This window comes from Microvirga lenta, assembly GCF_020532555.1.
GTDB classification, from domain to species: domain Bacteria; phylum Pseudomonadota; class Alphaproteobacteria; order Rhizobiales; family Beijerinckiaceae; genus Microvirga; species Microvirga lenta.
Map to the genome: position 1 here is coordinate 229,945 of NZ_JAJBBR010000004.1, position 23,221 is coordinate 253,165.

Below are 23,221 nucleotides of genomic sequence, written 5' to 3' on the forward strand. Positions count from 1 at the left end.
TAGCTCCTATGGAACACTCGTCCCCCGTTCCGCGTTGAAATCAGCTCAGCAAGCGAGAAAGTTGCGTACCGCTCGACGGCAGGGGAGGTTGGCGGTGCAGAAGCTTTGCGATCCCGGTTTCGTGCGTAGACAGGCGGCGCCCTTCGTCCGGGTCCCGCATTCATGAAGACCTTCCTTCGGATCCTTGCAGGTCTCGCGCTCCTTCTCGTCATCGGTGTGGCCGCCTTTGCGGCCTATGCGTGGCGCTCGGAAATCGACCCGGTCGATCCGCCCGCCCAGGCGGGGCTGGATCCCGCGCTGGTGGCGCGGGGTTCCGATCTCGCGGCCATCGGCAACTGCAATGTCTGCCACACGGCGCCGGGCGGCGAGACCTTCGCCGGGGGCCTGGGCATCCCCACCCCGTTCGGCACCATCTATTCGACGAACATCACGCCCGATCCGGAAACGGGCATCGGCCGCTGGTCGGAGGCCGCCTTCCTGCGCTCCATGCGCGAGGGCGTCGACCGCGAGGGACGCCACCTCTATCCGGCCTTTCCCTACGATCACTACACGCTCGTCACCGACGAGGACAACCGGGCGCTCTACGCCTTCCTCATGTCGCGCAAGCCCGTGAGGGCGCAGGCGCCGGAGAACGAACTGCCGTTCCCGCTCAACATGCGCATGCTGCTCGCCGGCTGGAAGGCGCTTTATTTCCGCGAGGGCGCGTTCCAGCCCGATCCGAACCGCTCGGCGGAATGGAACAGGGGGCGCTACCTCACGGAAGGCCTGAGCCATTGCGGCGCGTGCCACACGCCGCGCAACCGGTTCGGCGCGGAGCAGCGGGAGCTTCATCTCGCGGGAGCCGAGGTCGAGAACTGGACGGCCTATGCCATCAACGCGGCGTCGCCCGCTCCCATTCCGTGGAACGCGGAGAGCCTCGCCTTCTACCTGCGCCACGGCTGGCATCAGGAGCACGGGGTGTCCCGCGGGCCGATGGCGCCGGTGACCGCCAATCTCGGCTCGGTGCCGGAGGAGGATGCCCGCGCCATCGCGACGTATCTGGCCGACCTGATGGGCGAGCCGAACCAGGAGCGGCAGACCCGGGCGGAGGCCGCGCGCGCGGCGATCCGGGAGGAGGGCGGAGCACCGCGTCCCGTTCAGGCCGGCGCATCCGGCAGCGGCATCGGCGAGGCGATCTATGTCAGCGCCTGCGAGGGCTGCCACGACGGCCGCCGCCCCCTGCCGTTCGGCGGGCTCAACCTGCATCTCAGCACCGCCGTCAACGGACCCAATCCGCAGAACATCATCAATGTCGTGCTGTTCGGCCTGCCCGGAGCCAAGGGCGAGCCGAGCGCCATGATGCCGGCCTATCGCGGCGTCCTGAACGAGGATCAGCTGGTCGCCCTGCTCGACTACATGCGCGAGCGCTTCAGCGACCTGCCCGCCTGGACCGACACCCGTGAGCGCGTCGCCCAGACCATGGGCGGCGAGCGAAAGGTCACGGTCTACCGCATGGACGGCACGACGCAGGCCCCTCCGGAATCCAGCATGAGGACGACGCCATGGCCGTGACCCTCACCGTCAACGGCACGACCCGCCAGGTCGATGCCGATCCCGACACCCCGCTGCTCTACGTGCTGCGGGACCATCTGGAGCTCAACGGCGCCAAGTACGGCTGCGGCATCGGCCAATGCGGCTCCTGCACCGTCATGGTGGACGGCACGGCGGTGCTCTCCTGCGTGACTCCGGTTCTCCTGCTCGAAGGGCGCAAGGTCACGACGGTCGAGGGGCTCGGCACCCTCGATGCGCCGGGGCCGATGCAGCAGGCCTTCATCGAGCAGCAGGCGGCCCAGTGCGGCTACTGCATCCCGGGCATGATGATGCGCGCGCAGGCCCTGCTGCAGGCGAACCCGGATGCGGACGAGGCCGCCATCCGCACGCATCTCGAACCCAATCTCTGCCGGTGCGGCACCCATATGCGCATCATCAAGGCCGTGATGCGCGCGGGCGAATTGATGCGGCAGAACTCCCAGAGCGGAGGGGCCACCTGATGACGAAGCACGATGCGAAAAATATGACCCGCCGCGGCGTTCTGGCCGGAGGCGGCTCCCTGGTCGTCGGCTTTTCGCTTCTGTCGAGGGCCCTCGCCCAGGAGGGCGAGGTGCAGGGCGTGACGCCGCCCAAGGAGCCGAGGCCCAAGCTGCCCGGCAGCCTGTCGGGCGCTCCCCTGCTGGATTCCTGGATCCGCATCGACGCCAACGGCGAGATCACGGTGTTCACCGGCAAGGCGGAGCTCGGACAAGGCGTGAAGACCGCGATCATCCAGGTCGCCGCGGAGGAGCTGGAGGTCGACCCGGCGGCCGTCCGGCTGGTCACGGCCGATACGGGCCGGACCCCGGACGAAGGCTACACCGCGGGAAGCCAGTCCATGCAGAACAGCGGCACCGCCGTTCGCCACGCCGCCGCGCAGGTGCGCGACATCCTGATCGCCCAGGCGGCCACCCGCTGGCAGATCCCGATCGACGGGCTGCGGGCCGAGAACGGAAAGGTGGTCAGGATCGACGGGCAGGCGCTCGATTACGGCGCCCTCGTGTCCGGCGAAACCCTGCACGTGGAAGCGGTGCCGCAGACCCGGCTGAAGCCGCAGGGCAGCTTCCGGGTCATGGGCCAGTCCCTGCCACGGGTCGACATCCCCGCGAAGGTGACCGGCACGCCGATCTACGTGCAGGACATGCGCCTGCCGAACATGGTGCATGCCCGCGTCGTGCGCCCGCCGCGCCCGGGCGCGACCCTGACGAACCTGGATTCCGCGGCGGTCGAGCGGATGCCGGGCGTCGTCGCGGTGGTGCGCAACGGCAGCTTCCTCGCGGTGGCGGCGGAGCGCGAGTTCCAGGCGATCAGGGCCATGCAGGCCCTGGAGGCGGCGGCGCAGTGGTCGGAGGGGACGCGGCTTCCCGATCCGGACGGCTTCGTCGCGAGCCTGAAGACCTTTCCGGCGCAGCAGGGCGTGGTCGCCGAGCGCGGCGGAGGCGGCGCCGCGACGGCCGCGAAGACCTTCCAGGCGACCTTCACCCGGCCCTACCAGATCCACGGCTCGATCGGCCCGTCCTGCGCCGTCGCCCTGTTGGAGAACGGCACCACGACGGTCTGGAGCCACACCCAGGGCGTCTATCCCGACCGCAGGGCGATCTCGGAAATGCTGGGCGTGGCGCCGGAGCAGGTGCGCGTCATCCATGTGGAGGGCTCGGGCTGCTACGGCCATAACGGCGCCGACGACGCGGCGGCGGATGCCGCGCTCGTGGCCCAGGCGGTGCCGGGGCGTCCGGTGCGCCTGCAATGGATGCGCGAGCAGGAGCATGTGTGGGAGCCCTATGGCCCCGCCATGCTGACGGAGCTGCGCGCCTCCATCGACGAGACCGGCCGCATCGTGGACTGGAACTACGACCTGTGGAGCAACACCCACACCACGAGGCCCGGGCCGGCAGGCTCCCTCATCGCCGCGCGGTCGCTGCCGAACCCGTTCCCGCCTCAGCCCGTCAAGCTCACCATCTCGCCCGCGGGCAACGGCGACCGCAATGCGGTGCCGCTCTACACGGTGCCGAACCTGCGGGTGATCTGGCATTTCCTGCCCGACATGCCCCTGCGGGTCTCGGCCCTGCGGGCGCTGGGCGCCTATGTCAACGTGTTCGCCATCGAGAGCGCCATGGACGAACTCGCCCTGATGGCGAACGTGGACCCGGTGGAGTTCCGCCTGCGCCACATGGAGGACCCGCGTGGACGCGCGGTGATCGAGGCGGCGGCGGAAGGGTTCGGCTGGTCCGGGGATCCGTTGCCCGAGGGGCGGGGCCGGGGCTTCGCCTTCGCGCGCTACAAGAACCTGGCGGCCTATCTGGCCATGGCCATCGAGATGGAGGTGGACCGGGAGACCGGGCGCAGCCGCATGACCCGCGTGGTCGCCGCCATCGACAGCGGCGAGGTCGTCAACCCGGACGGCATCCGCAACCAGACCGAGGGCGGCATCATCCAGGCCGCGAGCTGGACCCTCTACGAGGCGGTCGCCTTCGAGGAGACCGGCATCACCAGCATCGACTGGTCGAGCTACCCGATCATGCGCTTCGGCGCCGTGCCGGAGAGCATGGATATCCGCATCATGGACCGGCCCGGCCAGCCCTTCCTGGGCACGGGCGAGGCCGCGCAGGGCCCCACCGCAGCGGCCATCGGCAACGCGATCCGCCATGCGACGGGACGGCGTCTCTACGACATCCCGTTCCGCGCCGAGAAGGTAAAGGCCGCCATCGGCGTCTGAGGGGAGGCTGAACCTCCCCTCAGAACACCGCGTCGCCCTGCAGGAACGGATTGGTCTGCCGCTCCTGGCCGATGGTGCTCGTGGGGCCGTGGCCGCAGATGAAGGAGATGTCGTCGCCGAGCGGCAGCAGCTTCTCCTTGATCGAACGGATCAGCGCCTTGCCGTCGCCGCCCGGCAGATCCGTGCGGCCGACCGACCCCTGGAACAGCACGTCGCCCACGATGGCGAAACGCTGCGTGGACGATACGAGCACGACGCTGCCCGGGGAATGGCCGGGGCAGTGCAGGACGTCGAGGGTGAGATCGCCCACGGCGACCGTATCGCCCTCCTGCAGCCACCGGTCCGGCGTGACCGCGCGGGCCTCGATGCCGTAGCCCCTGCCCGTTTCCTCCAATCGGTCGAGCAGGAACCTGTCGGCCTCGTGCGGCCCCTCGATCGGCACGCCGAGCGCTTCCTTGAGTTCGGCGGCGCCGCCCGCATGATCGATATGGCCGTGGGTGAGGATGATCTTCTCCACCGTCACGCCCATCTCCTCGATGGCCTGGCGGATGCGGTCGAGATCGCCGCCGGGGTCGATCACGGCGCCCTTCTTCGTCCGGTCACTCCACAGGAGCGTGCAGTTCTGCTGGAACGGCGTCACGGGAATGATGGCGGCGCGGACGTCTGACACGGTGAAAACCCTCACGTTATGCACACAGCACATATAGCCGGGCTTCGCCCGTTTGAACCCCTCATGGCTGAGGGCGCCTTCTATTGACCTCCCTCCCTCCCGGTTCCCATAGTCCCGGGCACAGAATCAAAGGAAAGGCTTCATCATGGAAACCAGGGCCGCCGTGGCGTGGGAGGCTGGCAAGCCGCTCACCATCGAGACCATTCGCATCGAGGGACCCAAGCCCGGCGAGGTGCTGGTGGAGGTGATGGCGACGGGCGTGTGCCACACGGATGCCTACACGCTGTCCGGCCTGGATTCCGAGGGCAAGTTCCCGGCGATTCTCGGCCACGAGGGCGCGGGCATCGTGCGCGAGGTCGGCGCTGGCGTCACGACCCTGAAGGTCGGCGACCACGTCATTCCGCTCTACACGCCGGAATGCCGCAACTGCAAATCCTGCCTGTCCCGCCGCACCAATCTCTGCACCGCCATCCGCGGCACGCAGGGGCAGGGCGTGATGCCGGACGGCACGTCCCGCTTCCGCTGCGACGGCGAGACGGTGTTCCACTACATGGGCTGCTCGACCTTCGCGAACTTCACCGTGCTGCCCGAGATCGCGCTGGCGAAGGTGCGCGAGGACGCGCCCTTCGACAAGATCTGCTACATCGGCTGCGGCGTCACCACGGGCATCGGGGCCGTGATCTACACCGCGAAAGTGTGGCCCGGCGCGAACGTGGTCGTGTTCGGCCTCGGCGGCATCGGCCTCAACGTGATCCAGGGCGCGCGCATGGTCGGCGCGGACAAGATCATCGGCGTCGACATCAACCCGTCCAAGCGCGCCATGGCGGAGAAGTTCGGCATGACCGACTTCATCAATCCGAAGGAGATCGGCAACGACAAGGTCGTGCAGGCGATCGTCGACCTGACGGGCGGCGGCGCGGACTTCTCGTTCGACGCCACCGGCAACACGGACGTGATGCGCCAGGCACTGGAATGTTGCCATCGCGGCTGGGGCGAGAGCATCATCATCGGCGTGGCGGAGGCCGGCCGGGAGATCGCGACCCGGCCGTTCCAGCTCGTCACCGGCCGCGTCTGGAAGGGCACCGCCTTCGGCGGCGCGCGCGGCCGCACGGACGTGCCGAAGATCGTCGACTGGTACATGGAGGGCAAGATCAACATCGACGACCTGATCACGCACAAGATGCCGCTCGACGAGATCAACACCGCCTTCGACCTCATGCACGAGGGCAAGTCGATCCGCTCCGTCATCGTCTACTGATCGGGAGACAGTTCTTGAGCCTCGAGGTCGTCTCGCAATCGCGCTGCTTCGGCGGCACGCAGTTCGTCTATCGCCACGCATCGCAGGAAACCGGCACGCCCATGCGCCTTGCCGCCTTCGTTCCGCCCCAGGCGGAACGGGGCAAGGTGCCGGTGGTGTGGTTCCTGTCCGGCCTGACCTGCACGGAGGAGAATTTCACCGTGAAGGCGGGCGCGCAGCGGACGGCCGCGGAACTCGGCGTGATCCTGATCGCGCCGGATACCAGCCCCCGCGGCGAGGGCGTACCGGACGACCCCGAGGGATCTTACGATTTCGGCCTCGGGGCCGGCTTCTACGTGGATGCGACCGAGGAGCCTTTCGCCAAGAACTACCGCATGCGCTCCTATGTCGAGCGGGAGCTCCCGGCCCTCGTGGCCGAGAGCCTGCCGGCCGACATGGGGCGGCAGGGCATCACCGGCCACTCCATGGGCGGCCATGGGGCCCTGACCATCGCGCTGCGCAATCCGGGCCGCTTCAAGGCCGTTTCGGCCTTCGCGCCCATCGCCTCGCCGATGAACTGCCCCTGGGGCGAGAAGGCCCTGTCCGGCCATCTCGGGCCGGATCGGGCGGCGTGGCGGGACTACGATTCCTGCGCCCTGATCGAGGGCGGGGCACGCCTGAACGATCTTCTGGTCGATCAGGGCACCGCTGACACCTTTCTCGAGAGCCAGCTCAAGCCGCATCTGCTGGAGGAGGCCTGCGCGAAGGCCGGCATCCCCCTAACGCTCCGGCGCCAGGACGGGTACGACCATTCCTACTTCTTCATCGGCACCTTCATCGAGGACCACCTGCGCTGGCATGGGGCCCGGCTCGGTCTTTGACAACTCTTCGGAGGTAGTCGGGAACCCGACAGCCTCCGAACTCTCCCGGTTTCCCTAAGTGCTCTGGCGCACTGCGCCCGGTTGACGCAGAGGAATAGATCCTGCTCTGGAACGATAGAGCATAGCTCTTTGCCAATAAACAGGCTAAGAGATCCGTTCTTCGTGCGAATCTTTTCGTAAGACCGACCCAAAGCACCGCCCATGGAACAGACCCGCGAGCCTATTTTCTCCCCCAATGCCGGCCAGCTTGTCGGCAAGGCCGTCGATATGACGAAGTCCGCCCTCGCGTCCGAGGCGGGCAAGGCGGCGATCCGCACGGCCATCGCCAGAGGCCCCGAGGGGCTGATGCAGCATCTGGCCAAAGCCGCCGAGAAGGCTGCGCCGGATCCGATCACCCAGGCGCGTCTCCTGCTGGCGGAGCAGAGCCAGAACTTCGACGTGATGCGCGGCGCGATCGGGCAGATCGGGCATTCCCTGGGCGAGCTGAACGCCTCCGACGACAAGACCCGGACGCCGCACATGGTCGCCCTGCTGAACGCCCAGGCCGAGGCGATCCAGGGACTGACGCTCCTGGTGCTCAAGGGGCAGCAGGTCCAGTCGGAGCTGATCAACGCGGTCGGCACGCAGGCCCAGCAGGCGGCGCCCTCCGGCATGCCGAAATGGGGCTATTACGCCATGGGCGCCATGATGGTCTGGAGCGCCCTGAGCATGATCTTCTCCTCGATCTTCTAAGAGCCGGGATTTCCGGCTCGGTTGCGCGATCCTTCGCTTTTTTCCGTTAAACTCCATGGATTCGTGGGGACAGGTCCATGTTCGACGCCAAGAAACTTCTCGATGCACTGGGAACGCCCGCCACGCCGGCGGCACCCGCAGCGGCCGCTCCGGCTGCCGCGCCCGCGCCTGACGCTCCCAAACCCGCCGCTCCCGCCGCCGGCGCCGCCCAGGCGTTCGGCGCAGGCACGCTGCTGAGCGAGCTGATCGGCCTTGCAAACAGGCCCTCGCCTCCTCCGCCAGCACCGGACAGCGCAGCCGCCGAGCCGGTCGCAACGGAAGCGACGGAAGCCCCCGCCGAGGGCGAGCCGCCGGCTCAGCCGAAACCCGCGGCCACCGCGCCCAAGGCAGCGCCGCCGCCGGCCGACCTGACGGACCTTCTCCTCGGCAAGGCCCAGGAATTCCTGAAGACGCCCCAGGGCAACGCCGCCATGAACGCGGTCGTGCTCGGCCTGACCAAGGCCGTGGTCAATTCCGAGGCCGGCCGCAAGCTCACCGCATCGGCGAAAACCAAGGGCACGGCCCTGTTCAACCGCCTCCTCAACAAGGGAGCGGAAGCGCCCACCATCGAGGGCTCCGCGATCACCGTCCCGGCCGCGCCCGACGCGGCGGCGCTGCCCGCGCCGGCCCCGGCCGACAGCGGCGAGACGGCTCTTCTGGTCATGCGCGCCATGATCGCGGCCGCGGCCGCGGACGGGCGCATCGACGACGACGAGCGCGAGCGGATCCTCGGCACCCTCAAGCGGGCGGGAATCGACGGCGAAGGCGTCGCCCTGATCGAGGCGGAGCTCGCCCGCCCGGCGAGCGCGGCCGAACTCGCGGCGGCGGTGAAGACTCCCGACATGGCGGTCCAGGTCTATACGGCGGCCCGGCGCATCATCACGCCGAGCACGGTGGAGGAGCGGGTGTTTCTTGCGCATCTCTCCGGCGCCCTCGGCCTGGAGCCGCGGGTCGTGGCCCAGATCGACGCCCTCGCCTCCGGGGCGATCAAGGCCTGAGCGGCACCGCTCAGGCTGTCTCGAACAGCTCCGGGTGCCGGATCCGCAGGGCCTGCGTCAGGGCCAGGGTCTTGAGGTCGGTCACGGCGTTCTGCTCCAGCATCCGGGCCAGTTCCCCGCAGCCGATCTCCAGCACCTCGATGTCCTCGTGCTCCTCCGCGAGGCCGCCTCCTTCGGCCACCCGATCCGCCGCCGTATAAGGCGCCAGGAACAGGTTGAGCCGCTCCGTCATCGCGCCCGGTGTCGACCAGGTGCAGCCGACGGGCTCGAGGGTGCCGAGGCGCAGCCCGGCCTCCTCCATGGCTTCCCGCCGGGCGCAGGCCTCGGGCTCGTCCCCTTCCAGGAGGCCGGCGATGACCTCCAGGATGTCCGGCTTCGCCTCGATGTGCATGACGGGCACGCGGAACTGACGGACGAGGACGACCGTGCGCCGCTGCGGATCGTAGGGCAGCACGGCGGCGACGTCGTCGCTCTCGACGATCTCCCGCTCCATCGTCTCTCCGTCGGATTTGCGGACGGTAAAGCCGAGGACCTTGCGCCATCCGTCATAGAGGGTTCCCACCTTGGTGATCCGGTAACCTGCCACGTCTTCTCCCTTTCCGTTTCGGCCTCCGCCTCGGAGGTCTCACGACAACGCGCCAGAAGGCAACCGTTGCCCGGCGAGGCCGATTGGAAGCCCGACGGCACCGTTTCGCGTTGTCGGCGTTGATTACGACCATGCAGAGGTGGGGTGTGGAAGACCTGATCAGAGCCGTGAAGGAACGCCAGGCCATCCTGTTCGCCGGGGCCGGCGTTTCGATGACCGTCGGACTGCCGTCCTGGCGGACCCTGGTGGAGCACATCGCGGCGGAGCTGGGCCTGGACCTGTCCAAGTTTCCGGAAACGGAGATCAACCACCTCACCCTGGCCGAGTACTACCGCCTCAAGCAGGGCAGCATCGGGCCCCTGCGCAGCTGGATGGACCGGAACTGGACCATTCCGGAGGACGCCCTGAAGGCCTCCCGGGTCCACGAACTGATCTGCCGGCTCGATTTTCCCATCGTCTACACCACGAATTTCGACCGCAACCTGGAGACGGCCTTCGATCTGCACGGGAAGGACTACGTCAAGATCGTCAATGCCAAGGACATCGCCCGCATCCGGAGCGAGGTTCCGCAGATCGTGAAGTACCACGGGGATTTCGACGACGACGAATCCATCGTGATCGCCGAGACGGACTATCTGGACCGCCTGTCCTTCGAGTCGCCCCTCGACATCAAGTTCCGCTCCGACGCCCTGGGCAAGACCATCCTGTTCATCGGCTACAGCATGACCGACCTGAACATCCGCTTCCTCCTGCACCGGCTCTGGAAAACCTGGTCCGGCTCGGGCTTCGAGCGCAACAGGCCGCAATCCTACGTCTTCATGCTGCGGCCGAACCCGATCGAGGAGGCCGTGCTGGAGCAGTGGGGCCTCCAGGTCCTGACGGAGAAGGACTGTCCCCCGGAACAGGCGCTCGAGGTCTTTCTCGCAAAGCTCAGCGATGCCGTCGAGGAGCGGTGAGGCGCCGGCTCCCGCGAGTCGAAACATCGTTAACAAAGCATCAACACCCGCCGTGCCATCGTCTCGCCCCGAGGACTTGCCATGACGGCCTTGCGCCTCTGCAGTTTTTCTCGAAGGTGATCATGGCCGAAGCCCGACGCCGTCTTTCTCTCCGCGATGTCCTGACCGACGGGCGCGTCGCCCTCATGCTGCCGCTGGGCTTCTCCTCGGGGCTGCCCTTCCTGCTGGTCTTCAGCACGCTCTCGGCCTGGCTCCGGGAGGCGGGGATCTCGCGGACCGAGATCGGAATGCTGAGCTGGGTGGCGCTGGCCTATTCCCTGAAATTCCTCTGGGCCCCCATCGTCGACCGCTACGACGTGCCGGTCCTCGCCCGGCTGCTCGGCCGCCGGCGCGGCTGGATGGCCCTGGCGCAGATCGGCGTCGCCATCGGCCTCGTGGGCATCGCGTCCAGCGACCCGCAGGCGAACCTGTCCGCCGCCATCGTGTCGGCCCTCGTGGTCGCCTTCGCGTCGGCCACCCAGGACGTGGTCATCGACGGCTGGCGCATCGACGCCGCCACGACCGAGCGCCAGGGCATGATGGCGGCGACCTACCAGCTCGGCTACCGGCTCGCCCTCATCTGCGCCGGAGCGGGTGCGCTCTACATCGCGGAGTTCGTCGACTGGCGCAGCGCCTACCTCGCCATGGCGGCGCTCATGGTGGTCGGCCTCGCCGGAACCCTGCTCGCGCCGCGGGTGGACGAAGGCCCGGCCCGCAAGCGCCTCCCCTTCGCGGCGGCGATCCTGGAGCCCCTGACCGAGCTCTTCCGGCGCAAGGGCATGATCCTGGTCCCGATCCTCGCCCTCGTCGCCTGCTTCCGCCTGCCCGATTTCGTGGCCGGCGTGATGGCGAACCCGCTCTATATCGACCTCGGCTTCTCGAAGGCCGACATCGCCAACGTGTCGAAGCTCTACGGCATCTGGGTCGGCATCATCGGCGCCTTCGCGGGCGGGCTCGCCCTCACCCGGCTCGGGCTGTGGTGGACGCTCTTCATCGGCGCCTTCATCGCGGCCTCGTCCAACCTGATGTTCGCCTGGCTCGCCACGGAAGGCGCCCGGCTCGACCTGCTGATCCTCTCGATCAGCGTCGACAATTTCGCCGCGGGCTTCGCGGGCTCGGCACTCGTCGCCTACATGTCGAGCCTCACCGCGCCGGGATTCGCCGCAGCCCAATACGCCCTGCTCAGCTCCCTCTATGCCCTGCCGGGCAAGCTGATCGGCGGCGCCTCCGGCGCGGTGGTGGATGCCTATGGCTACCCGCTGCTGTTCACCGCGACCGCCAGCATCGGAATTCCGCTCGTGATCCTGTGCCTGGTCGTGCGGCGGGATACGGTGAAGACGGTGCAGGAGAGGCACGAGGAGACCGACGCAGAAGCGCCGGCCGTCGGCGCGGCGTCGAGGGCTTAGGCCCGCAGCTCTCGCCTCATGAGGGGGCGATTGCTCTACCTCCTCACGACGAGAGCTGCGGGGCATTGACGCCCGGCCGCGCTCAGGCGGCTTCCTGCTCCAGCAGGCGGGCGATTTCGTCCTTCAGGCGAAGGCGCTCCCTGCGCAGTTCGGCCTCGCGCTCCTCGGACGCGGCCTCGACGCGGGTTTCGAGCCGGTGAATGGTGCGGTTCACCTCGTGGTATTCCTCGGCCAGCCTGGCGAAGTGGCGGTCGCTGAGCTTGCGGGCATGGATCGCGTCGGCATGGCCGGGAAATTCCTGGGCGAGTTCGTGGGGAACGTGAGACATGGTTTGCTCCTTTCGCGCCGACCTTGGCCGCGCGGGAGCATCCGTGCCTTGACCCACGTCAAACCGCCGCGCTTCCCCATCAGGCCGGCTGTCCGGCCTTGGGCGGAAGCGGGAACAGGGTCGTGAATCGCGCCGCGAGGGCGCGGTCGCCCTCGATCCGCAGCGCGCCGGCCTCCTCCATGGCCTCCAGGGGCTGGCCGCCATAGATCGCGCCCGCGATGGCCGGCGCCGTGCCTTCGAAGATCAGGTCGGCCGCGTCCAGGGGCGCGCGGGAGATCTCGATCCGTCCCCCGGCAAGATGGCCCAGGAAGGTCTCCTCGCCCACCCCGAAGCCGATGCGCGCGTCGAGGCCGTCGGCCCGTTTCGCGTCCAGCATGGTGCGCAGCGACAGCATCAGCGAGACGGCGCTGAACGGCCGGCTCGGATCATGCGCGGGGGAGCGCGCCGCCCACCGGCCCAGGCTCTGGAAGATGGGCTCGCTCTCGTAGCCCCATTCCGTCAGCTCGTAGACCTGGGTCGCGGCGGGCGGGGGCAGCCTGCGGCGCACGAGAATGCCCGCGGCCTCCAGGCCCTCGAGTCGCTGGGTGAGCACGTTGGCGCTGATGCCGGGAAGGCTCGCGCGCAGGTCGCTGAAGCGGCGCGGCCCCAGCATGAGCTCGCGCATGACCAGGAGGGCCCAGCGCTCCCCCACCAGATCGAGGGCGTGCGCGGTCGCGCAGGCGTCGTCGTAGTGGCGGCGCTGGGACGTCTCGGAGGTCTTTGTTATTTTTTCTAACTTCATAGTTGCTTTTTATAACTTTATGGGGAATCAATGTCAAACCACACCCGACAGGAGACCGCCATGCCCAAGATGATCTTTCTGAACCTTCCCGTCGCCGATCTCGACCGCGCCGTCGCTTTCTACGAGGCCCTGGGCGCCGAGAAGAACGAGCAGTTCACCGACCACACGGCGGCCTGCATGGTCCTGTCCGACGTGATCCACGTGATGCTGCTGACCCACGACAAGTTCCGCCAGTTCACCCCGAAGGCGATCGCGGACGCGAAGGCGACGAGCGAGGTGCTGATCTGCATCTCCGCCGACAGTCGCGAGGCGGTGGACGAAACGCTCGCCAAGGCCGCGGCCGCCGGCGGCACCGCCGACCCGGGACCGAAGCAGGATTACGGCTTCATGTACGGCCGCAGCTTCGAGGATCCCGACGGGCACATCTGGGAAGTGATGTGGATGGACGTCAAGGCGGCGAAGAATGCCGCGGGCGAGATGGCGATGGCCTGAGCCGAGTCTACGAAAGAGAAGGGGAAACGACCATGACCGACACATCCGCCGCCCCGCACGAGCTGGTGATCACGCGCCTGATCGATGCGCCGCCCGAGACCGTCTACCGGGTCTGGACCGAGCGCACCGGCGAGTGGTGGGCGCCGCGCCCCTACACCACCCCGGAAGTCGCGCTCGACCTCCGCCCCGGCGGGCGCTTCCTCACGAGGATGCGCGCTCCCGACGGCACCGACATGCCGAACGAGGGCGTCTTCCTCGAGGTCGAGCCCAACCGCAGGATCGTCTTCACCGACGCGTTCAGGACCGGGTGGATTCCGCAGGACCCGTTCATGGCCGTGACCGTCACCTTCGAGCCGGAAGGCGCAGGCACGCGCTACACCGTGCGGGTGCGGCACTGGAGCGAGGAGGCCAGGCAGCGCCACGAGGCCATGGGCTTCCACGAGGGCTGGGGCATCTGCCTGGGCCAGCTCGCCGAACTCGCCGAGGGCGAGCGCGCGGCGGCGTGAGGTTCGCGGATCGATTCAAGGAGAAAACGCCATGAGCTATATCGACGGGTTCGTCATTCCGGTGCCCGCGGGCAACCGGGAAGCCTATCGCGAAGTGGCCGCGAAGGCGGCGCCGATCTTCAAGGAATACGGCGCCATCCGCATCGTGGAATGCTGGGGCAACGACCTGCCCGACGGCAAGGTCACGGACTTCAAGGGGGCGGTGAAGGCGCAGGACGGCGAGACCGTGGTCTTCTCCTGGATCGTCTGGCCCTCCAAGGAGGTCCGCGACGAGGCCAACCGGAAGGTCATGGCCGATCCGCGATTGATGGAGGCCGAGATGCCCTTCGACGCGAAACGCCTCATCTACGGCGGCTTCGAGCTTCTGCTCGACACGGGGGAGTAGGCGCCATGTCCAGGATCGCCCCTTGCCTGTGGTTCGACGGAAAGGCCGAGGAGGCGGCGCGGTTCTACGTCTCGCTGCTTCCCGATTCCCGCATCGACGCCGTCACGCCCTACAGCGTCGAGCTGCCCGGCGGATCGCCGGGCGATGTGATGTCGGTGGAGTTCACCCTTGCCGGATCGTCCTATATCGCCCTGAACGGAGGGCCGGGCTTTTCGTTCACGCCCGCCCTGTCCCTGTTCGTGCACTGCGCCGATCAGGCGGAGGTGGACCGGCTCTGGGAGGCCCTGCTCGACGGCGGCACGCCCCAGCAATGCGGCTGGGTGACGGATCGCTACGGCGTCTCCTGGCAGGTGGTGCCGACGGCGCTGGGCCGGATGCTGAAGGACGAGGACCCGGCCAGGGTCCGCCGGGTCATGGAAGCGATGCTGCGGATGGTCAAGCTCGATCTCGGCGCGCTCGAGCATGCCTATCGGGGTTCCGCGGCGGCCTAGCGTATCGCGCCGGGCGCGACCGCGAAGCTTCGGCGCGGCGGCGCGCGAGCGCCACCGCGGCGGCGATGCCCGCAGCCGCCACCAGCCCGATGCCCAGGGCGGTGCGCAGGCTCGGCAGCGTGAGCCGCTCCCCGAATTCGGGCGCCATCCGCTCGGGCCGGTCGGGATCGAGCAGCCGGCTCTCCGCCATCGCGACCTCGGCCTCCGTCAGTTCCGGCGGCTCGAACGGGATGAGACTGCGTCCGTCGTCCCGCCTCAGCCGCTCGATGGCCCGGATCATGGATCCGTGCTCGGTCGCCAGCGTGGCCGCGAGCCTCTCCTGCGCCACGCCGAGATGCTCCGCGATCAGCCGGTCGCGGATCGCCGTGATCACCTGCCGGACCTTGCGGTCGGCCTGGCCGGCGCCGGCCTCGACGGCGAGGTCGCACTCCGTGTCGAGGCCCATGGAGCGGTTGTTCAGGTTGGACGAGCCCACCCGCAGGAGCCGGTCGTCCACGGCCACGACCTTGGCATGGACATAGATGTCCTCGCCCCCTTTCGTGACGGGGGTGTAGATCCTGAAGCGGCCGTGGCGGTCCTGTTTTGCGAGATCGCGCACCAGGACGGCGCGGGCGGATCCCATCACCTCTTCCTCCAGCCATCCGACCGCCGATCGCGGATTGATCACGACGATCTCGGGGCCGTTCTCCTCCTGCAGGCGCTTCGCCAGCGCGTCCGCGATACGGTGCGAGGCGAAGTACTGCGTCTCGATGTAGATCGTGTGCCGCGCGGCCCGGATGGCCGCGAGATAGAGCGCCTCGATCTCCCGGATCTCCGGTTGCGCCTCGCCATAGGCCGGCTCCGTCCGGGCGATGGCGACCTCCACGTCGGTGAGGTCGGGAGACAGGTGTTCCGGCCAGCAGGGAGCGGCGGCCTTCGGCGGCGGCAGCGCCTCGCCGGTCGCCCTTCGCCAGCGCTCGCGCGCAAGCTCGCCCAGAGCCCCGGCCGCCTCGCCCGTGAGGCAGGTGGTGACGTCGTGCCACGGCTGATAGGCCCGGCCCCTGTCGATCCGGTGCGGATCGTCGTCGCGATGCGCGGGCGTGTCCCAGCGATAATCCGTCATGTCGATGCCGCCGCAGAAGGCCAGGCAGTCGTCGATCACGACGATCTTCTGGTGGTGGCAGGCGCCCATGGGATGTTCGTGGTCCAGGCGGAAATCGATGCGCTTGCCCAGGAGCCAGTCGAGCAGCTTCAGGGGAAGCGTGGCCCGGAACGGGAATTTGAGGAACGACAGATCCCAGCGGAGCACGAACACGCGCAGCCCCGGCCGCCTCTTGACCGCTTCCGCCAGGAAGGAGCCGAGTTCGTCCGGCACGCCCGGCATCGGGTTCGTCCGTTCGAGGCCGATGCTCAGGTCGAAGTCCCACCCGATGAGGAACACGGTATGCCGCGCCTGCAGGATGGCGGCTTTCGCCGCGGCGAAATAGGCCGCCGCATCGACGATCACCGCGAGGCGGTCGGCCCGCGCGAGGCGCCAGCAGGTCCTGCCCTCCTCAAGGACTCGGAGGCCGCTTTCGGAGTGGTGCATTCCAGGTTTCATGACCGGGCGGCGGCGTCAGAAGATCAGGGCGAGAATCCCGATCACCACCGCCAGACCGATGAGAAAGATGATTCCGAGAGTGCCGCCGAGTACCTTGAGCATGTCCGTTCCTCCATGGTTTTCCGCGAGGCGGCCGTGCCGGGCGCAAAGCCCGCCTCGGAACGGAACGACCAGCGGAGACGAGCCCGCCAAGTCTCCATTCATGCGAATGCCGAAGGTTTGAACGCATGGGCCGCGGTTGGGTTGCGGCCGGGCGCACATCCGCAACGGCGTGCTCTATGATCGAGGGCGGACGCGATTCAGGTCCGTGACGGGGAAGGCGGGTGAGATGAAGCTTCTTCTGGTGGGTGCGACAGGTCTGGTGGGCGGTCATGTTCTCCGGCTGGCGCTTAGCGACAGCCGCATCGACGCCGTGGTCGCGCCTGTCCGCCGGCCCCTGCCGGCCCATCCGAAGCTTCTCGCGCCGAGAGTGGATTTCGAGCGCCTGCCCGAGGATGCCGGGTGGTGGCAGGCCGATGCGGTCGTGTGCACGCTCGGGACCACGATGCGGACGGCCGGATCGCAGGAGGCGTTCCGCAGGGTCGATCGCGATTACCCGCTCGCCGTCGCCCGCCTGTCCAGGGAGCATGGCGCAGAGACCTTCGCCCTGAACTCGGCCATCGGGGCGGATCCGTCCTCGCGCTTCTTCTACAACCGGGTGAAGGGGGAGCTGGAGCGGGATCTCGCCGGTCTCGGATTCCGGTCCCTCACCTTCGTCCGCCCGGGCCTCATCGGCGGGCAGCGGAACGAGGTCCGGCCCGCCGAAAGGATCGCCTCCCTGACTCTCGGGCTTCTGAACCCGATCCTTCCGCGACGCCTGCGCATCAATCCGGCGGAGAGGATTGCGCACGCCCTGGTCGAGGCGGCCGTCGCGGGACGCCCCGGCACGCACATCGTCGGATCGGCCGAACTGGCCTGAGGCCGATCCGACGATGTGCGCCTGTCGGCCCAGGATCGCTGGGAATCCCCGCCGAAGTGCTCATGACACCTGCGTTCGAGCTGAAACATCGCAAGCCCGCAAGTATTGCCGGAACGACCTGATCGGGTTTCCGCGACGAAGCTGCTCAACAGAAGCACCGTTGCGGCTTCGAAGAGATGGTCGTGCCGATCAGGTGCGAGACAGGTGAAACCGTCCCTCTATTCCTTCCGGCCCGTCACGCCGCTGGATCTCCCTCTCCTGCGCCGCTTTCCTGAGGCTCCTGGCTCAACGCCTTCGGGACGAGGGCGCCCCCGTCGCCGGCGCCGGCTTCCGCGGGGATGCCGTGGTGCAGACGGACGAGGGACCGGCGATGCTGATGACCTTCGTTCGAGGCGGCATGAGCGAACGCCCTCGGGCAGCCTCCCCGTCGTGAGACCTCCGCACTGAATCTCCCGCTCGCGGCCCGAAGCCGGGCCGGGCGGTCAACGCCGCCTCTTGCGCAGGTAATCCACGAGAACCCGCAACTTGAGCGGCAAGTTGCGGCGATTCGGATAGTAGAGGTAAAAGCCGGGGAAAGGCGGGCAGAACTCTTCGAGAAGCGGCACGAGTTCGGCCCGGGCGATGTAGGGCCGGAAGGTTTCCTCCATCCCGAAGGTCAGGCCTGCTCCCGCGCAGGCCAATCGTATCATCACCCTCATGTCGTTGGTGGTCACGCGGGGATTCACGTCCACGGCGAAGTCGCGTCCGTTCTCGGTGAATTCCCACCGGTAGGGGGCGACCTGCGGGTTGGGCCGCCAGCCGATGCAGTGATGCTTCGGCAGATCCCGGGGATGGGCAGGTGCACCATGCTGGGCCAGATAATCCGGGGAGGCCATCACCATGTGGCGCTGCTCGTCCGATACCGGAACGGCGATCATGTCCTGCTCGATGACCTCGCCGAGCCGGACACCTGCATCGAAGCCGTCGGCCACGATGTCGAATTCCTCGTCCGTGACCGTGATGTCGAGGTGGATGTCAGGGTAGGCCGCGAGGAACCCGGCCAGCAGCGAGCCGCTCAGGAACCTCTCGGCGATCGAGGAGACCGTCAGGCGCACCATGCCGCTGGGCCGCTCGCGCATTTCGCCCACGGCTTCCAGTGCGGCGCCGAGATCGTCCATGGCCGGGCGCACCGACTGGTAGAGCCGCTCCCCCGCCTCCGTCAGATGGAGGCTTCGGGTGGTGCGCTGGACAAGAGCCACGCCCATCCGCTCCTCGAGCCGCCGGATGGCCTGGCTGACGGCCGAGCGGGTCACGCCCAGGCGCTCGCTCGCAGCCCGGAAGCTGCGTGCTTCCGCGACCGTCACGAAGACAGCGATGCCGGCGAGGTCTGGGATCATTGGTGACAAAAACTTACCAGCCTGTGCGCGATCGGCAAGTCGATCGCGCAGGCCGGCAGCGGTATTTCTCGTCATGAGCTCAAGACCACGAAGTCATCGGGGTCCCGGCTCCATTGAGAGGAAATTCCATGTCCGAGATGAAGATCGTTTTGATTACCGGCGCCTCCAGCGGGATCGGCGACGCCGTGGCTCGGGAGCTGTCCGAAGCCGGTCACGCCGTGGTGGTGGGCGCTCGCCGGACGGACCGCCTGCACGATCTGGTCGGCCGCATCGAGGCTTCCGGCGGCGTCGCACGGGCCCATCGGCTCGATGTCACCTCCCGGGATGATTTCACCAGGGTCGTGTCCGCGACCCTCGAGGAGTTCGGCCGCATCGATGTGATCGTCAACAATGCGGGCGTCATGCCCTTGTCGCCGCTCAGGGCCCTCAAGGTGGGCGAGTGGGACCAGATGGTGGATGTCAACATCAAGGGCGTCCTGAACGGGATCGCGGCCGTGCTGCCTCACATGGAGGCCAGAGGCTCAGGTCATGTGATCAACATCGCATCCATCGGAGCACATCGGGTCTCCCCGGCCGCTGCAGTCTACTGCGCCACCAAGTACGCCGTCTGGGCGATTTCGGACGGGCTTCGCCAGGAGACGGACCGGTTGCGGGTCACGGTGATCTCGCCGGGCGTCGTCGCGAGCGAGCTGGCGGAGACGATCTCGGACGACACGGCGCGCAAGGCGATGGTGGAGTTCCGCAGGCTTGCCATCGAGCCGGATGCGATCGGCCGGGCGGTCCGCTATGCGATCGAGCAGCCCTCCGATGTGGACGTGAGCGAGATCGTCGTTCGTCCGACGGCAAGCCCGCACTGAAGAGAGGAGTCTTCGATGCCACGCAATGACATCGCCCTCGTCCTTGCGGTCGCAATGGCGGCCGCACCGGGGGCGCTCGCGCAGTCCGATATTTCCGATCAACCCCGGTCCAAGGAAGCAGCCGGCATGACAACTCACCCTTATCTCGGCATGTGGGTCACCAAGGACGGCCACATTCGCCAGGAGCTTCTCCCGAGCGGCCGTTATGACGAGGCGCGGGGCAGCCGCAGGAGCGCCTATCGGGGACGCTATGAGATCCGCGGCAACAAAATCGACTACTGGGACGATACGGGATTTACGGCCGACGGTGAGTTCATCGACGGCGTCCTCCACCACGGCGGAATGCTGTTCTACAGGGAAGAACAGGTGAAGCCGCGTCCCTGACGCGCGGTGCGATCCCCGCCACGGCACCATGCGTGGCGGGGATTCAGGCGTCCGATCAGACGTCCAGGTTCGCCACCGAGAGGGCGTTCTCCTGGATGAACTCGCGGCGGGGCTCCACCACGTCGCCCATGAGCTTGACGAAGAGGTCGTCGGCGTCGGTGGAATCCTTCACCTTCACCTGCAGGAGCGAGCGCACGTCCCGGTCGAGGGTGGTCTCCCAGAGCTGCTGGGCGGTCATCTCGCCGAGGCCTTTGTAGCGCTGGAGCTGAAGGCCCTTGCGGCCGGCGGCGAGCACCGACTGGAACAGGGTCAGCGGCCCGTCGATCGCCATCTCGTCGTTCTTGCGCACCAGCACGGCCGGCTTGGCATAGACGTCCTGCAGGGTGGCGGAACGCTCGTCGAGCTTCTTGGCCTCCTGGCTGGCGATGAGAGCCTGGTCCAGCACGGCGACCTGGGTCACGCCGCGCACCGTGCGCGAGAAGACATAGCCGCCCTCGCGCACCTCGCCGGTCCAGCCGCGCTCGATCTCTTCCGAGATCGCATCGAGACGCTGGGCGATGTAGGTTGCCGCCGCGGGGCCGCGCTCGGGGTCCTCCACCACGTCGGGACGCAGGGCTCCGGCGATGGCCGCCTGCTCCACCACCTTGCGGTCGTAGCGCGAATGCAGGCTCGACAGAACCTGGCGCACGAGGCGGGCCTCGTCGATCAGGCCTTTCAGCTGGTCGCCGTGGAATTCCAGACCCGATTCGAGGCGAAGCACCGCGTTCTCGATGCCCGCGTCGATGAGGAAGTCCTCGAGCGCGCGCTCGTCCTTCAGGTAGATCGCCTGCTTGCCGCGGGTCGCCTTGTAGAGCGGCGGTTGCGCGATGTAGAGGTGCCCGCGCTCGATCAGCTCCGGCATCTGCCGGAAGAAGAACGTGAGCAGCAGGGTGCGGATGTGCGAGCCGTCCACGTCCGCGTCCGTCATGATGATGATGCGGTGGTAGCGCAGCTTGTCGGGGTTGAACTCCTCGCGGCCGATGCCGGTGCCGAGCGCCGTGATCAGCGTGCCGATCTCCTGGGACGACAGCATCTTGTCGAAGCGCGCGCGCTCCACGTTGAGGATCTTGCCGCGCAGGGGCAGCACGGCCTGGAAGGCGCGGTCGCGGCCCTGCTTGGCCGAGCCGCCGGCCGAATCGCCCTCCACCAGGAGGATTTCGCACTTGGACGGATCGCGCTCCTGGCAGTCGGCGAGCTTGCCGGGCAGGGACGCCACGTCGAGGGCGCCCTTGCGGCGGGTGAGCTCGCGGGCTTTGCGGGCGGCCTCGCGGGCGGCGGCGGCCTCGACCACCTTGCCGACGAGGGTCCGGGCTTCCTGAGGATGTTCCTCGAGCCAGTTGTTGAGCGCCTCGTTGACCACGTTCTCGACGGCCGGACGCACTTCGGACGAGACGAGCTTGTCCTTGGTCTGCGACGAGAATTTGGGGTCGGGCACCTTCACGGACACGACCGCGGTCAGGCCCTCGCGGCAATCGTCGCCGGTCAGCGAAACCTTCTCCTTCTTGGTCATGCCGGAGGATTCCGCATAGCCCGTGACCTGACGGGTCAGGGCCGCGCGGAAGCCCGCGAGGTGCGTGCCGCCGTCGCGCTGCGGGATGTTGTTGGTGAAGCAGAGCACGCTCTCGTGGTAGGAGTCGTTCCACCACAGGGCGACCTCGACGCCGATGCCGTCCTTCTCGGACCGGATGACGATGGGCTGCTGGATGAGCGGGGTCTTGGCCCGGTCGAGATAGCGCACGAAGGCTTCCACGCCGCCTTCGTACATCAGCTCCTCGTGCTTGCGCTCCGCGTGGCGGTTGTCGCTGAGAATGATGCGCACGCCCGAATTGAGGAACGCCAGCTCGCGCAGGCGGTGCTCCAGGGTGTCGTAATCGTACTCCACCATGGTGAAGGTTTCGGTGGAGGCCAGGAAGGTCACTTCCGTGCCCTTGCGGCCATTGGCATCGCCGACCACGGCCAGCGGGGCCACCGCATCTCCGTGGCGGAACTCGATGAAGTGCTCCTTGCCGTTGCGGAAGATGCGCAGTTTGAGCCAGCTCGACAGGGCATTCACCACGGACACGCCGACGCCGTGCAGGCCGCCGGAGACCTTGTAGGAATTCTGGTCGAACTTACCGCCCGCGTGCAGCTGGGTCATGATGACCTCGGCCGCCGAGATGCCCTCGCCCTTGTGGATGTCGGTGGGGATGCCGCGGCCGTTGTCGGTGACGGTCACCGAGCCGTCGGCGTTGAGCGTGACGGTGACTTCGGTCGCGTGACCGGCGAGCGCCTCGTCGATGGCGTTGTCCACCACCTCGTAGACCATGTGGTGCAGGCCCGAGCCGTCATCGGTATCGCCGATATACATGCCGGGCCGCTTGCGCACCGCATCGAGGCCCTTGAGGACCTTGATCGAGTCCGCGCCGTAGGCGTCGGCATTCACGTTGATTGCGGGTTCGGCCATTTGGGATCCTTCACGGCGCGGCAGGAAAGGGGGTGCGCGCCCGGTGTCTGATTCGTCAGGTAAATTATTTAGTGTCGGATGATTGAAATTTCACCCCCGCGCGCATACGCGCGCGTGGGAAAGCGTGGAAAAACAGCAGAAAAAGCCGGAATTTAGGCTCAGCGCGAGGCTATCGCAGCGGCAGCCCCGGCCATGACGGTTCCGGTGGTCCGGTTGAGGATGCGGATCGCCCTCGGGCTGGTGAAGAGACGCCGCGCCCGGGCCGCGAGGCCGATATAGGCGGCGAACACCACCCCCAGCACCGTCAGGGTCGCGGCCACGAGTTCCGCATAGCCCAAAACCGTGATCCGGGTCAGGTCGAGAAGGGTCGGCAGGAGCGCCAGGTAGAACACCATGACCTTCGGGTTGCCCATGGTGACTGCGAGGCCCGCCAGGAAGAGCTTGGCCGGATGCTCGGCCTTCCGGTCGACCTCCACCTCCTGCGGGGCGGCAGGGGCCGTCCAGAGCCTGTAGGCGATGTAGAGCAGGTAGGCGGCGCCGGCCCATTTCACCACCAGGAAGACCCCGTGGAAGGTCTGCGCGAGCGCCGCCAGCCCGACGATGGCGAAGGTCAGCCAGACCACGTCTCCGATGGCGAGCCCCGCGCTGAAGGCGGCCGCGCCCTGGGTTCCCCGCCCCAGCACCCGCGCCACGATGGCGGCGATCCCCGGCCCCGGGGAGGCCGCGGCGATGAACAGGGCGGTGGCGAAGACGAGAAGGCCGGCGAGGTCCAT

At 67.9% G+C, this 23,221-nt stretch carries 25 protein-coding genes; 16 read left to right on the forward strand and 9 right to left on the reverse strand.

Translation table 11 applies throughout. The features are described 5' to 3' along the window. Window positions 1-162 precede the first annotated feature (162 nt). From LGR44_RS06840 to LGR44_RS06850, 3 genes are read left to right on the forward strand one after another with little or no spacing between them, the layout of a single operon-like run. Window positions 163-1,551: a cytochrome c gene (locus LGR44_RS06840; RefSeq protein WP_226738672.1), complete on the forward strand. Its 1,389-nt coding sequence runs from the start codon at window positions 163-165 to the stop codon at window positions 1,549-1,551. Continuing rightward, on the forward strand, window positions 1,542-2,030 hold the full coding sequence (locus LGR44_RS06845; protein WP_226738674.1) for a (2Fe-2S)-binding protein: 489 nt from the start codon (window positions 1,542-1,544) through the stop codon (window positions 2,028-2,030). The genes LGR44_RS06840 and LGR44_RS06845 overlap by 10 nt, the downstream gene beginning before the upstream one ends. After that, window positions 2,030-4,285, forward strand: a complete 2,256-nt coding sequence (locus tag LGR44_RS06850) for a xanthine dehydrogenase family protein molybdopterin-binding subunit (RefSeq protein ID WP_226738676.1) — start codon at window positions 2,030-2,032, stop codon at window positions 4,283-4,285. Before LGR44_RS06845 ends, LGR44_RS06850 begins: the two co-directional genes overlap by 1 nt. Window positions 4,286-4,304: 19 nt before the next feature. On the opposite strand, the gene LGR44_RS06855 is transcribed toward LGR44_RS06850, so the two are convergent. Further along, on the reverse strand, window positions 4,305-4,988 hold the full coding sequence (locus LGR44_RS06855) for an MBL fold metallo-hydrolase (RefSeq protein ID WP_226738678.1): 684 nt from the start codon (window positions 4,986-4,988) through the stop codon (window positions 4,305-4,307). Between the two features lie 112 nt (window positions 4,989-5,100). On the opposite strand from LGR44_RS06855, the gene LGR44_RS06860 reads away from it, so the two are divergent. The 4 genes from LGR44_RS06860 to LGR44_RS06875 all read left to right on the forward strand — a co-directional run bounded on the left by LGR44_RS06860 (window position 5,101) and on the right by LGR44_RS06875 (window position 8,842). Beyond that, window positions 5,101-6,213: an S-(hydroxymethyl)glutathione dehydrogenase/class III alcohol dehydrogenase gene (locus LGR44_RS06860; RefSeq protein ID WP_226738680.1), complete on the forward strand. Its 1,113-nt coding sequence runs from the start codon at window positions 5,101-5,103 to the stop codon at window positions 6,211-6,213. Window positions 6,214-6,227: 14 nt separating this feature from the next. Beyond that, window positions 6,228-7,073, forward strand: coding sequence for an S-formylglutathione hydrolase (gene fghA, locus LGR44_RS06865; RefSeq protein ID WP_226738682.1), 846 nt, complete (start codon window positions 6,228-6,230; stop codon window positions 7,071-7,073). A 201-nt stretch (window positions 7,074-7,274) separates the two neighbouring features. Beyond that, on the forward strand, window positions 7,275-7,805 hold the full coding sequence (locus LGR44_RS06870; protein ID WP_226738684.1) for a hypothetical protein: 531 nt from the start codon (window positions 7,275-7,277) through the stop codon (window positions 7,803-7,805). Window positions 7,806-7,882: 77 nt separating this feature from the next. Next, entirely contained in the window at window positions 7,883-8,842 is a 960-nt protein-coding gene (locus tag LGR44_RS06875) for a DUF533 domain-containing protein (protein ID WP_226738686.1), read from the forward strand. 10 nt (window positions 8,843-8,852) lie between these two features. On the opposite strand, the gene LGR44_RS06880 is transcribed toward LGR44_RS06875, so the two are convergent. Next, window positions 8,853-9,428: an NUDIX domain-containing protein gene (locus LGR44_RS06880; protein WP_226738688.1), complete on the reverse strand. Its 576-nt coding sequence runs from the start codon at window positions 9,426-9,428 to the stop codon at window positions 8,853-8,855. Window positions 9,429-9,559: 131 nt separating this feature from the next. Between LGR44_RS06880 and LGR44_RS06885 the strand changes: the two genes are divergently transcribed. Beyond that, window positions 9,560-10,384, forward strand: a complete 825-nt coding sequence (locus LGR44_RS06885) for an SIR2 family NAD-dependent protein deacylase (RefSeq protein ID WP_226738690.1) — start codon at window positions 9,560-9,562, stop codon at window positions 10,382-10,384. A gap of 122 nt (window positions 10,385-10,506) precedes the next feature. Then, window positions 10,507-11,829, forward strand: coding sequence for an AmpG family muropeptide MFS transporter (locus LGR44_RS06890; RefSeq protein ID WP_226738692.1), 1,323 nt, complete (start codon window positions 10,507-10,509; stop codon window positions 11,827-11,829). A gap of 82 nt (window positions 11,830-11,911) precedes the next feature. Here LGR44_RS06890 and LGR44_RS06895 read toward each other — a convergent pair whose 3' ends face one another. Together LGR44_RS06895 and LGR44_RS06900 are read right to left on the reverse strand one after the other, a co-directional pair. Then, window positions 11,912-12,157: a YdcH family protein gene (locus LGR44_RS06895; protein ID WP_226738694.1), complete on the reverse strand. Its 246-nt coding sequence runs from the start codon at window positions 12,155-12,157 to the stop codon at window positions 11,912-11,914. 79 nt (window positions 12,158-12,236) lie between these two features. After that, window positions 12,237-12,938, reverse strand: a complete 702-nt coding sequence (locus LGR44_RS06900) for a winged helix-turn-helix transcriptional regulator (RefSeq protein ID WP_226738697.1) — start codon at window positions 12,936-12,938, stop codon at window positions 12,237-12,239. A 60-nt stretch (window positions 12,939-12,998) separates the two neighbouring features. Between LGR44_RS06900 and LGR44_RS06905 the strand changes: the two genes are divergently transcribed. From LGR44_RS06905 to LGR44_RS06920, 4 genes are read left to right on the forward strand one after another with little or no spacing between them, the layout of a single operon-like run. Beyond that, window positions 12,999-13,430, forward strand: coding sequence for a VOC family protein (locus LGR44_RS06905; RefSeq protein ID WP_226738699.1), 432 nt, complete (start codon window positions 12,999-13,001; stop codon window positions 13,428-13,430). A 32-nt stretch (window positions 13,431-13,462) separates the two neighbouring features. Next, the gene (locus tag LGR44_RS06910; protein ID WP_226738701.1) at window positions 13,463-13,936 is read left to right on the forward strand and encodes an SRPBCC family protein; all 474 of its coding nucleotides are present in this window, start codon (window positions 13,463-13,465) and stop codon (window positions 13,934-13,936) included. Between the two features lie 31 nt (window positions 13,937-13,967). Continuing rightward, entirely contained in the window at window positions 13,968-14,321 is a 354-nt protein-coding gene (locus LGR44_RS06915; RefSeq protein WP_226738703.1) for a DUF1428 domain-containing protein, read from the forward strand. Window positions 14,322-14,326: 5 nt separating this feature from the next. Beyond that, window positions 14,327-14,812: a VOC family protein gene (locus LGR44_RS06920; RefSeq protein ID WP_226738705.1), complete on the forward strand. Its 486-nt coding sequence runs from the start codon at window positions 14,327-14,329 to the stop codon at window positions 14,810-14,812. Here the strand turns inward: LGR44_RS06920 and LGR44_RS06925 are convergent. Both LGR44_RS06925 and LGR44_RS06930 read right to left on the reverse strand, forming a co-directional pair. Further along, a complete protein-coding gene (locus LGR44_RS06925; RefSeq protein WP_226738707.1) occupies window positions 14,757-16,379 on the reverse strand; it encodes a phospholipase D-like domain-containing protein in 1,623 nt (540 codons plus the stop codon). The genes LGR44_RS06920 and LGR44_RS06925 overlap by 56 nt on opposite strands. A gap of 27 nt (window positions 16,380-16,406) precedes the next feature. Next, window positions 16,407-16,583: a small membrane protein YohP gene (locus LGR44_RS06930; protein WP_226738710.1), complete on the reverse strand. Its 177-nt coding sequence runs from the start codon at window positions 16,581-16,583 to the stop codon at window positions 16,407-16,409. A gap of 136 nt (window positions 16,584-16,719) precedes the next feature. Between LGR44_RS06930 and LGR44_RS06935 the strand changes: the two genes are divergently transcribed. Then, the gene (locus LGR44_RS06935) at window positions 16,720-17,349 is read left to right on the forward strand and encodes a Rossmann-fold NAD(P)-binding domain-containing protein (protein WP_226738711.1); all 630 of its coding nucleotides are present in this window, start codon (window positions 16,720-16,722) and stop codon (window positions 17,347-17,349) included. Between the two features lie 482 nt (window positions 17,350-17,831). Here the strand turns inward: LGR44_RS06935 and LGR44_RS06940 are convergent, their stop codons facing one another. Then, window positions 17,832-18,725 carry a LysR family transcriptional regulator gene (locus tag LGR44_RS06940; protein WP_226738713.1) on the reverse strand — a complete coding sequence of 298 codons (894 nt, stop codon included), beginning with the start codon at window positions 18,723-18,725 and terminating at the stop codon, window positions 17,832-17,834. 128 nt (window positions 18,726-18,853) lie between these two features. Here LGR44_RS06940 and LGR44_RS06945 point away from each other — a divergent pair, with 128 nt between their 5' ends. Then, the gene (locus tag LGR44_RS06945; RefSeq protein WP_226738715.1) at window positions 18,854-19,582 is read left to right on the forward strand and encodes an SDR family oxidoreductase; all 729 of its coding nucleotides are present in this window, start codon (window positions 18,854-18,856) and stop codon (window positions 19,580-19,582) included. A gap of 15 nt (window positions 19,583-19,597) precedes the next feature. Next, window positions 19,598-19,966, forward strand: a complete 369-nt coding sequence (locus LGR44_RS06950; RefSeq protein ID WP_226738717.1) for an Atu4866 domain-containing protein — start codon at window positions 19,598-19,600, stop codon at window positions 19,964-19,966. Between the two features lie 55 nt (window positions 19,967-20,021). Here LGR44_RS06950 and gyrB read toward each other — a convergent pair whose 3' ends face one another. Together gyrB and LGR44_RS06960 are read right to left on the reverse strand one after the other, a co-directional pair. After that, window positions 20,022-22,448 carry a DNA topoisomerase (ATP-hydrolyzing) subunit B gene (gyrB, locus tag LGR44_RS06955; protein ID WP_226738719.1) on the reverse strand — a complete coding sequence of 809 codons (2,427 nt, stop codon included), beginning with the start codon at window positions 22,446-22,448 and terminating at the stop codon, window positions 20,022-20,024. A 158-nt stretch (window positions 22,449-22,606) separates the two neighbouring features. Beyond that, window positions 22,607-23,221 carry a LysE family translocator gene (locus LGR44_RS06960; RefSeq protein WP_226738721.1) on the reverse strand — a complete coding sequence of 205 codons (615 nt, stop codon included), beginning with the start codon at window positions 23,219-23,221 and terminating at the stop codon, window positions 22,607-22,609.